9 protein-coding genes and 1 pseudogene are annotated in these 9778 nt (G+C 67.9%); 6 read left to right on the plus strand and 4 right to left on the minus strand.

What is annotated here, in order from left to right:
* Together AD428_RS04375 and ccsB are read left to right on the plus strand one after the other, a co-directional pair.
* Positions 1 to 615, plus strand: a 615-nt coding sequence (locus AD428_RS04375) for a cytochrome c biogenesis protein ResB (RefSeq protein ID WP_160318546.1), incomplete at its 5' end; no start/stop codon positions are given.
* Between the two features lie 3 nt (positions 616 to 618).
* Complete coding sequence (ccsB, locus tag AD428_RS04380) at positions 619 to 1965, plus strand: c-type cytochrome biogenesis protein CcsB (RefSeq protein WP_053244302.1); 1347 nt, start codon at positions 619 to 621, stop codon at positions 1963 to 1965.
* 27 nt (positions 1966 to 1992) lie between these two features.
* Here the strand turns inward: ccsB and lysA are convergent, their stop codons facing one another.
* Both lysA and lptM read right to left on the minus strand, forming a co-directional pair.
* Positions 1993 to 3291 (minus strand): diaminopimelate decarboxylase, encoded by a 1299-nt coding sequence (lysA, locus tag AD428_RS04385; protein ID WP_053244303.1) that lies wholly within the window; start codon positions 3289 to 3291, stop codon positions 1993 to 1995.
* Positions 3288 to 3446 carry an LPS translocon maturation chaperone LptM gene (gene lptM, locus AD428_RS04390; protein ID WP_235489062.1) on the minus strand — a complete coding sequence of 53 codons (159 nt, stop codon included), beginning with the start codon at positions 3444 to 3446 and terminating at the stop codon, positions 3288 to 3290. Before lptM ends, lysA begins: the two co-directional genes overlap by 4 nt.
* Before the next feature lie 55 nt (positions 3447 to 3501).
* Here lptM and cyaY point away from each other — a divergent pair, with 55 nt between their 5' ends.
* Complete coding sequence (gene cyaY / locus AD428_RS04395) at positions 3502 to 3831, plus strand: iron donor protein CyaY (protein ID WP_053244305.1); 330 nt, start codon at positions 3502 to 3504, stop codon at positions 3829 to 3831.
* Positions 3832 to 3955: 124 nt separating this feature from the next.
* On the opposite strand, the gene AD428_RS04400 is transcribed toward cyaY, so the two are convergent.
* On the minus strand, positions 3956 to 6409 hold the full coding sequence (locus AD428_RS04400; protein ID WP_053244306.1) for a penicillin-binding protein 1A: 2454 nt from the start codon (positions 6407 to 6409) through the stop codon (positions 3956 to 3958).
* A 115-nt stretch (positions 6410 to 6524) separates the two neighbouring features.
* Here AD428_RS04400 and AD428_RS04405 point away from each other — a divergent pair, with 115 nt between their 5' ends.
* From AD428_RS04405 to AD428_RS04415, 3 genes and pseudogenes are all read left to right on the plus strand, one after another.
* A complete protein-coding gene (locus AD428_RS04405; protein WP_053244307.1) occupies positions 6525 to 7166 on the plus strand; it encodes a shikimate kinase in 642 nt (213 codons plus the stop codon).
* Positions 7163 to 8240, plus strand: a pseudogene (aroB, locus tag AD428_RS04410) (3-dehydroquinate synthase). The gene AD428_RS04405 and the pseudogene aroB overlap by 4 nt, the downstream one beginning before the upstream one ends.
* The gene (locus AD428_RS04415; RefSeq protein WP_369798690.1) at positions 8200 to 9390 is read left to right on the plus strand and encodes a deoxyguanosinetriphosphate triphosphohydrolase; all 1191 of its coding nucleotides are present in this window, start codon (positions 8200 to 8202) and stop codon (positions 9388 to 9390) included. Before aroB ends, AD428_RS04415 begins: the two are co-directional and overlap by 41 nt.
* A 7-nt stretch (positions 9391 to 9397) precedes the next feature.
* Here the strand turns inward: AD428_RS04415 and AD428_RS04420 are convergent.
* Positions 9398 to 9778: glutathione S-transferase C-terminal domain-containing protein (locus tag AD428_RS04420; protein ID WP_200907988.1), on the minus strand; the 381-nt coding region annotated here is incomplete at its 5' end.

The raw sequence follows: 9778 nt of genomic DNA on the forward strand, positions 1-9778 counted from the left end.
CGCCGTTTCGCCGAGCGCAACAGTCCGGCCGGCATGGACCGCCAGCCCTTGCAGACCGCGGCCGAACGCGCGCTGGAAACCTTTGCCTCGGGCGGGTTGCAGGCGGTGGCGGCTTTCCTGCAGGCCAATACGCCGGCCGCCGACCTGGAGCGCGCCGCCGACGTGGTCATCCGCCTCATCGGCGCCAGCATGAACGAAATCCGCGCCATCGAGCGCGAACGCGCGGGCCTGCCGCCCGTGCCCGATGCCGGGCCGCAGGCCGACCAGGCGGCGACGTGGTCGCGGCTGGCGGTGGCGGCCCTGTCGGACCTGGCCGTGTATCCGGCGCCCGTGTTCCTGTCGCTGGCCGACTTCCAGCACGTGCAGGCCAGCGTGTTCCAGGTCAGCCGCACGCCGGGCAAGAAAGCGGTGTACCTGGGCAGCCTGCTGCTGGTGCTGGGCGTGTTTGCGATGTTCTATATTCGGGACCGGCGCGTCTGGGTGTGGATCAGGCCCGAGGGCGGCGGCAGCGGCATCCTGGCGGCCATGACTTCGCAGAAGCGTACACTGGACTTCAATCAAGAATTCGAGCGCTTCAAGCAGGCATTGCTGCGCCAGAACCGGACGGAAGGCTGATTTATGTCCACGACCACCACCTCTTCGTTTTCCACACCGGAATCCCAATGGCCGCAAGGCCTGTCCGAAACCGGCGACGGCCGGGCGCGGCGCGGCCGGCCCGACTGGACGGATCTCGTCTTCTTCCTGCTGCTGGCGGCGGGCGCGGGCTACGCGCTGGTCCATTACAGCGGCGCCATGGACTACTACGAGAAGACGATTCTCTGCGCGGCCGTGCCCGTGGCGGCCTGGATGGGTTGGCTGTGGCGCCCGCTGCGCCGGCTCATGATCGCCTGTGCGCTGTCGGCGGGGCTGGCGGTCATGCTCTACGGCAATGACCTGGGCCGCGCCGAACAGGTGTTCTTCCTGAAATACCTGTTTTCGTCGCAGTCGGCCATTCTGTGGATGAGCGCGCTCTTCGCGCTGGCTACGGTGTGCTACTGGATCGGCGTGTTCAGCCCCACGGCGGCCTGGCTGGGCACGGCGCTGACCTGGGGGGCGGTGTTCGCGGGCCTGACCGGGCTGCTGGTGCGATGGCGCGAAGGTCATCTCATGGGGCCGGATCTCGGCCACATTCCCGTAAGCAACCTGTACGAAGTTTTCGTGCTGTTTTCGCTGATCACGGCGCTGTTCTACCTCTACTACGAGCGCAAGTACGCCACGCGCGCGCTGGGCGGCTTCGTGCTGCTGGTGGTGACCTCGGCCGTGGTGTTCCTGCTGTGGTATTCGTTCACGCGCGATGCGGGCCAGATCCAGCCCCTGGTGCCCGCCCTCAAGAGCTGGTGGATGAAGCTGCACGTGCCGGCCAACTTCATCGGCTACGGCACCTTCTCGCTGGCCGCCATGGTGGGCTTTGCCTACCTGGTCAAGCAGCACGGCAATACGGCTTCCTGGGCCCGGCTGGCGCCGCTGTTCGTGCTGGGCGTGCTGCTTTGCGCCGAGCCCATGGTGTTCCGCACCGACGGCCTTTCGGCCACGTGGATGCTGTATTTCGGCATCGGCGCGGTGATCGTGGGCGCCATCCTGCTGGGGCGCCGGCGCATCGCGGCCGCGCTGCCTTCGCTGGAAGTGCTGGACGACATCATGTACCGCGCCATCGCGGTCGGTTTCGCGTTCTTTACCGTGGCGACCATCCTGGGCGCGCTGTGGGCCGCCGACGCCTGGGGCGCCTACTGGCAATGGGATCCGAAGGAAACCTGGGCGCTCATCGTGTGGCTGAACTATGCCGCCTGGCTGCACATGCGGCTCATCAAGGGGCTGCGAGGCGCCATGGCGGCCTATTGGGCGCTGACGGGCCTGCTGATCACCGGCTTTGCGTTTCTGGGCGTGAACATGTTCCTGTCGGGGCTGCACTCCTACGGGCAGCTCTGACCGCGGGCCCCGGGGCGGCGGCCCCGGCTACGGCAGGGTCGATTCGCCGCGGTACAGGTCGCGCGGGGTTTCGCGCTGGCGAACCAGGTAGAACCTGCCGTCGTCGACCATGACCTCGGCGGGCCGGCCGCGCGTGTTGTAGTTGCTGGCCATGGTCATGCCGTAGGCGCCGGCCGATTCGATGGCCAGCACGTCGCCTTGCTGCAGGTCGAGCACCCGGCCGCGGGCAAGCCAGTCGGCGCTTTCGCACACGGGGCCGACCAGATCGTATGGGTTGCACGCCTTGGCGCCCGGGCGGGGCCGTACCGGCAGCACCCCGTGCCAGGCTTCGTAGAGGGCCGGGCGCAGCAGGTCGTTCATGGCCGCGTCCACGATGGCGAAGTTGCGCGCCTCGCCGTGCTTGAGGTATTGCACGGTGGTCAGCAGCACGCCGGCGTTGCCGATGAGCGAACGGCCGGGCTCGAGCACCAGCTCCAGATGATCCAGCCCGCGCGCGCGCAGCCGGTCGAGCACCGGGGCCAGCAGGTGGCGCGGCGAGGGCGGGGTTTCGTTCGAGTAGCGGATGCCCAGCCCGCCCCCCAGGTCGAGATGCCCGATGCGGATGCCGTCGGCGGCCAGCGCGTCGATCAGGTCGAGCAGCTTGTCCAGGGCGTCGAGATAAGGGCTGATGTCGGTGAGCTGCGAGCCGATGTGGCAGTCCACGCCCGCGATGCGCAGGCCGGGCAGGGCGTGCGCCAGCCGGTAGGCGTCGCGTGCCTGGCCGATGGCGATGCCGAACTTGTTTTCCTTCAGGCCGGTGGAAATGTAGGGGTGGGTCTGGGGATCCACGTCCGGATTCACGCGCAGCGACACGGGCGCGACGCGGCCCATGTGCGAGGCCACGTCAGAGAGCCGCCGCAATTCGGCTTCGGATTCCACATTGAAGCATTTGACGCCGGCTTCCAGGGCCGCGCGCATCTCCCAGGCCTGCTTGCCCACGCCCGAGAACACGATGCGGGCGGGGTCGGCCCCCACGGCGAGCGCGCGCTCGAGCTCGCCGCCGGAGACGATGTCGAAGCCCGCGCCCAGCCGGACGAATTCCTTGAGCACGGCCAGGTTGGAATTGGCCTTCATGCCGTAGCACACCAGCACCTTGTGCGGGCCGATGGCCGAACGGTAGGTGTTCCAGGCGCCCTTGAGCGCGGCGCGCGAATACACGTAGAGAGGGGTTCCCAGCAGCGCGGCCAGGTGGTCCAGCGGGACATCCTCCGCATACAGAACGCTGTTGCGGTACTGGAAGTAGGGAGAGCCCGCCGGCTGGGGCAGCGCTGCCAGGGGCGGATTCATGGCAGCACCGGCGCGGGGGGAATGCTGGTGGTCTTGTGCTGCTGGGTGCGCGCCGGCGGCTTGCCGTCGGGCGTGGGCATGTACAACGGGCCCTTATACCCGCAAGCCGCGACCATGCCAGCGGTTGCAAGCGTGGCTACAATGCGAAGAGCCATGCGGCGAAATGCCATGTGGGACACTGGGAACTCCGTAATTCTTGCAGGCTCGATTATGACCGAATCCGAATTTCTTGCGTTGATCGACCAGGTGCTGGAAAGCATCGAAAGCCAGGCCGACGACTGGGCGGCTTCGCTCGACGTCGATGTGGAAACCAGCCGCAGCGGCAACGTGCTGACGCTGGTATTCGAGGACGGTACCCACGTCGTGGTGAACAGCCAGGCAGCCGTGCAGGAGCTCTGGGTGGCGGCGCGCAGCGGCGGCTTTCACTACCGCTATGACGGCAAGCACTGGAACGACACGCGCGGCGGCCCGCCGCTGCCGGACGCGCTGTCGCAGATCTGCTCCGAGGCCGCGGGCGTCCCCGTCACCGTGCGCCTGTAGCCGCCCGCTTGCTGGCGTCCGGCAGGCGCCTCCAAAGCCGAAGGCCGGTTCCCGGGAACCGGCCTTTGCGCATCCGCCTTCCGGAACGCCGTCACCGGGAAACGGTTGCGGCGCCGCCTTTTCTTCAGAACGGAATCTTCTGCGACCAGGAAGAGGCTTCGCCGCCCACTCTCGCCCCGGGCGCCACCTTGATGCGGTTGTCCTCGTTGCCGGCGCCGCTCGTCAGGCCATTGAGGAACTCGCCCAGCGTGTCGGCTTCCGGCAGGCCCAGGCGCGCGACGGCCTGGCCGGGCGGGAACTCCGAGAAATAGTATTCGCCGTTTTCCACGAGCAGGCCGTCGGGGCGCGGGCGCTGCTTGTCTTCAGGCACGCCCTTGAGCGCTTCTTTCATGAAGTCCACCCAGATCGGCATGGCCACTCCGCCGCCGGTTTCGCGCGAGCCCAGGGATCTGGGCTGGTCGAAGCCCAGCCAGGCGGTGGCCACCAGGCTGGGGGTGTAGCCGGAGAACCAGGCGTCCACCGATTCGTTGGTGGTGCCGGTCTTGCCGGCGATGTCGCTGCGCTTGAGCAGCACGCGGGCGCGGGCTGCCGTGCCGTAGGTGGCCACGCCGCGCAGGATGTCGTCCATGACCCAGGCCGTGCGCGGGTCGATGGCCCGGGCCGTGGCGTCGCCGGCCACCACGGGCTTGGATTGCATGATGACCTTGCCGCTGCTGTCGGTGACGCGGTCGATCAGGTAGGGCGTGACACGGTAGCCGCCGTTGGCGAACACCGCATAGGCGCCCGCGAGCTGCAGGGGCGTGACCGAGCCCGCGCCCAGCGCCAGCGGCAGCACGGCCGGCTGGCGCGCCTTGTCGAAGCCGAAGCGGGTGAGGTAGTCCTGCGCGTATTGCGGGCCGATGGCTTGCAGGATGCGGATCGACACCATGTTCTTCGACTTGTACAGCGCCTGGCGCAGCGTCAGCATGGGCTCGTACTGGTTGCCGTAGTTCTTGGGCGCCCAGGCTTTGGAGCCGGTCTGCTCGGCCGTGAGCATGAAGGGCTGGTCGGAGATCTGCGTGGCGGGCGTGAGGCCGCGCTCCAGCGAGGCGGCGTAGATGAAGGGCTTGATGTTGGAGCCCGGCTGCCGCCATGCCTGCGTGACGCGGTTGAAATTGCCGCGATAGAAGTCGAAGCCGCCGACCATGGCGTGGATGGCGCCGTCCTGCGGCGAGAGCGCCACGAACGCGGCCTGCACCGCCGGCAGGTTGATGATTTCCCAGTTGTCGCCGAACTTGCGGATGTAGACAACCGAGCCGCGCTTGATGCGCTTCTCGGGCTTGGCCTTGTCGTTCAGCGCGCGTGCGACCACGCCCAGCACCTTCTTGTCGGTGATGGTGATGATCTCGCGCGAGCTGCGCGCCAGCCTGACCTCGGTGGGGCTGGCCGAGAGCACCACGGCGGTGAGCAGGTCGCCGCTGTCGCTGAACTTGTCGAACACGCCGTCCAGGAAGTCGTCCAGCGCCTGTGCGTTGTTCTCGATGCCGGCGGGCAGGTCGAGCTGTTCCTCGGGGCCGGGGTAGGGGGCGCGGCGGGTGTAGTCGAGCACGCCTTCGCGCACGGCGCGGTAGGCCGCCTCCTGTTCCTTGGACTGGACCGTGGTGTAGATATTGATGCCGCGCGAATAGACGTTGTCCTGGTACACGTTGTACAGGAGCTGGCGCGCCAGTTCGGCCACGTATTCGCCGTGGATGGCGTAGCCGCCGGCCGGCGTGCCCTCGGCCGACTTCATGACGATGGGCTGGGCCAGCGCCTGCTGGTATTCGGCGTCGGTGAGGTAGCCGAGCTGGTGCATGCGGTTGAGCACGTAGCGCTGGCGCAGCTCGGCACGGGGACGGTTGGCGATCGGGTTGAAGCGCGAGGGGGCCTTGGGAATGCCGGCCAGCATGGCGGCCTCGGCGGGGGTGATCTCGGACAGCGGCTTGCCGAAATAGGTGCGCGAGGCGGCCGCGAAGCCGTAGGCGCGGTGGCCCAGGTAGATCTGGTTCATGTAGAGCTCAAGAATCTGGTCCTTGGTGAGCTGGGACTCGATCTTGAACGTGAGCAGCAGTTCGTAGAACTTGCGCGAGTAGGTTTTTTCGGACGACAGGTAGAAGTTGCGCGCCACCTGCATGGTGATGGTGCTGGCGCCCTGGGACTTGGACATGCTGGTGATGTTGGCCAGCCCCGCGCGCACCACGCCCATCCAGTCGATGCCCCCATGCTGGTAGAAGCGGTCGTCCTCGGCGGCCAGCACGGCCGACTTCATGATGTCCGGGATTTCGTTGAAGCGCAGCACGTTGCGGCGTTCTTCGCCGAACTCGCCGATGAGGACCTTGTCGGCGGTATAGACGCGCAGCGGCACGCGCGGCCGGTAGTCGGTCATGGCGTGCAGGTCGGGCAGGTTGGGCCAGGCCAGCGCCAGCGCCATGCCGGCCAGCAGCACGCCGCACAGCGCAAGGCCGACACAGAGAATGCCGGCCTTTACGAAAAATCGCAGAAATGGCGAACCGCTCTTGGCGGGCTTGTCTTTCTTGGAGGAATTCTGGGGCTTACTCATCGCGGCGATTTTACGGGTATCTCAGGGCCGGCCCGGGAAGGGGCCTCCGGTTTCTGTAACAAGATCGTTCAGGGCGTGGCGCTCGGGCAACGGGCGGCAATGGGATAATGCCGGCATGAACTTTTCCGCCCATTCATGTCCGGACGACGGTCCGGACGCGGCGTCCGCCAGCGGAACGCCCGAAACCCCCTCTTGCGCGCCGGTTTGCGCGGGCAAGACCGCGACCCTGCCGCATGACCTGCCCGTGTTCCTGGTGGGCATGATGGGCGCTGGCAAGACGACCATAGGCCGTGGCCTGGCGCGCGCCCTGGGGCGCGAATTCATCGATCTGGACCATGAGCTGGAAGCACGTTGCGGCGTGCGGGTGCCGGTAATCTTCGAAATCGAGGGCGAGGCCGGCTTTCGCCGCCGGGAATCCGCCGCACTGGAAGAGTGTACCCAACGTCGGAACATAATTCTCGCCACCGGCGGGGGAGCCATCCTGGCGGAGGAGAACCGCCGCCGCCTGCGCGAGCGCGGCATCGTGGTGTACCTGCGCGCCAGCGTGGACGAACTGTTCCGCCGCACCTGCCGCGACCGCAACCGGCCCCTGCTGGCCACCGCCGACCCGCGCGGCACGCTGCGCGACCTGCTGGCCAGGCGCGAACCACTCTATAACGAGGTGGCCGACCTGGTGGTGGAAACCGGCACGGCGTCCATCCATACCCTGGTCAAGGGGCTGCTGCCGCAATTGCAAGCTTTCGAGAAGCACATATGAACGTCGTCGAGGTCGATACCCCCGGGGGAAGCTACCCCATCAACATCGGTCCGGGCCGCATGGACGCCCTGGACCAGTCCATTCCGGACGATGCCACGGCTATCGCGCTGGTCACCAATCCGACCGTGGCGGCCCTGTATGCCGAGCGCGCCGAGGCGGCGCTGGCCCGCGCCGGCAAGCGCGTGCTGCGCATCGAACTGCCCGACGGCGAGGCCCACAAAGACTGGCAGTCGCTGAACCTGATCTTCGACGCCCTGCTGGGCAACCGGCTGGACCGCCGCTGCGTGCTGGTGGCGCTGGGCGGCGGCGTCATCGGCGACATGACCGGCTTTGCGGCCGCGGTGTACATGCGGGGCGTGCGCTTCGTGCAGGCGCCCACCACGCTGCTGGCGCAGGTCGATTCCTCCGTGGGGGGCAAGACCGCCATCAACCACCCGCTGGGCAAGAATATGATCGGCGCCTTCTACCAGCCGCAGGCCGTCGAAATCGATACCGACGTGCTGGCCACGCTGCCCCCGCGCGAAGTGTCGGCCGGGCTGGCCGAGGTCATCAAGTACGGTCTCATCCTCGACGCGGAATTCTGGGCCTGGTGCGAAGCCAATGCCGCCAGGCTGCGCGAGCTGGATCCGCAGGCCATCGCCTACGCCATCCGCCGCTCCTGCGAACTGAAGGCGCAGGTGGTGGGCAAGGACGAGCGAGAATCCGGCCTGCGGGCCATTCTCAACCTGGGCCATACGTTCGGCCATGCCATCGAGGCGGGGCTGGGCTATGGCGAGTGGCTGCACGGCGAGGCCGTAGGCTGCGGCATGGTCCAGGCGGCCGAGCTGTCGGCCGAGGTGGCCGGGTTCCCGGCGGCCGACGTGGCGCGCGTGCCGCGCGCTGGTGCGGGCCATCGGCTGCCCCGTGACGGCGCCCGACCTGGGGGCGGACCGCTGGCTGGATCTCATGCAGGTGGACAAGAAAACCGAAGGCGGCCAGATCCGGTACGTGCTGATGAACCGCATCGGGCAGGCCGTTACGCGCGCGGCCCCCGATGCCGCCGTGCGCGCCGTCCTGGCCCGCACGACGGCGTAAACGGAGAGGGACGGCGTTGCAGATGAAAGAACTGGCTTCCTATGCATCGGATCCGTCCCGCACCCGGGGACGCCGCCATGCGGAACCCGCGCCCGAGAACCGCACCGAGTTCCAGCGCGACCGCGACCGCATCGTGCATTCCACCGCGTTCCGGCGCCTGGAATACAAGACCCAGGTGTTCGTGAACCACGAGGGCGACCTGTTCCGCACCCGGCTTACGCACAGCCTGGAGGTGGCGCAGATCGCGCGCACGTTGGCGCGCAACCTGGGACTGTCGGAAGACCTTACCGAAGCCATCTCGCTGGCGCACGACCTGGGTCATACGCCTTTCGGCCACGCCGGGCAGGACGAGCTCAATGCCTGCATGCGCGAGATGGCCCCGGAGGCGGGCGGCTTCGAACACAACCTGCAGAGCCTGCGCGTGGTGGACGAGCTCGAGGAGCGCTACGCCGAATTCAACGGGCTGAACCTCTGCTTCGAGACGCGCGAGGGCATCCTGAAGCATTGCTCGGCCGCCCACGCGCGTCAGCTCGGCGAGGTGGGCGAGCGCTTCCTGAACCGCACCCAGCCTTCGCTGGAGGCCCAGGTGGCGAACCTGGCCGACGAGATCGCCTACAACAACCACGACATCGACGACGGGCTGCGCTCGGGCCTGATCACCGTGGAGCAACTGCTGGAAGTGTCCATCTTCGAGCGGCACTATGCCGAGGTCCAGCGCCGGTATCCCGGCCTGGCGCCGCGCCGCGCGACTTCGGAAACCATACGGCGCATGATCAACACCCTCATCGTGGACCTGACCCGCACGTCGCTGGCGCGCATCCGCGAATACGCGCCGGCCTGCGCCGACGACGTGCGGCGCGCGCCGCCGCTGGCGGGGTTTTCCGAGCCGCTGCGGCGCGAGGCCGACGAACTCAAGCGGTTCCTGTTCGACAACCTGTACCGGCACTACCGCGTGCTGCGCATGACGGCCAAGGCGCGGCGGATCGTTCAGGCGCTGTTCGCCACCTTCCTGGACGATCCCCGGCTGCTGCCGCCCGATTACCGGCGCGAGGGCTTCAATGAGCAGGCCCGCGCCATTGCCGACTACATCGCCGGCATGACCGACCGCTACGCCATCCGCGAGCACCGCCGCCTGTTCGAAATGGGCTAGCCCGCGTTCAGCGGTGCGTGCGGTAGGGCTCGTCCTGGGGCACGAAGGTGGCTTCGGCGCAGGCGTCGCGCGTCCATTCCTGCATGGCCGGCAGCGCCAGCACAGCGTCCATGTAGCCGCGCACGGGGCCGGCCGCGGCCACGCCGTAGGTGACGAAGCGCGACACCACGGGGGCGTAGAAGGCATCCGCGATGGAAAACGCGCCGAACAGGAACGGCCCCTGCTGGCCGAATTCCGCGCGCGTGTCCTGCCAGATGGCCTGGATCCGGGAAATGTCCTGCACGGCGGCCTCGGGCAGGTCAATGCCGGCGAGCTTCGCCTCGATGTTCATGGGCAGCGCCTCGCGCAGCGCGGCAAAGCCGCTGTGCATCTGCGCAGCCAGCGCGCG

It is taken from the genome of Achromobacter sp. DMS1 (assembly GCF_001270295.1).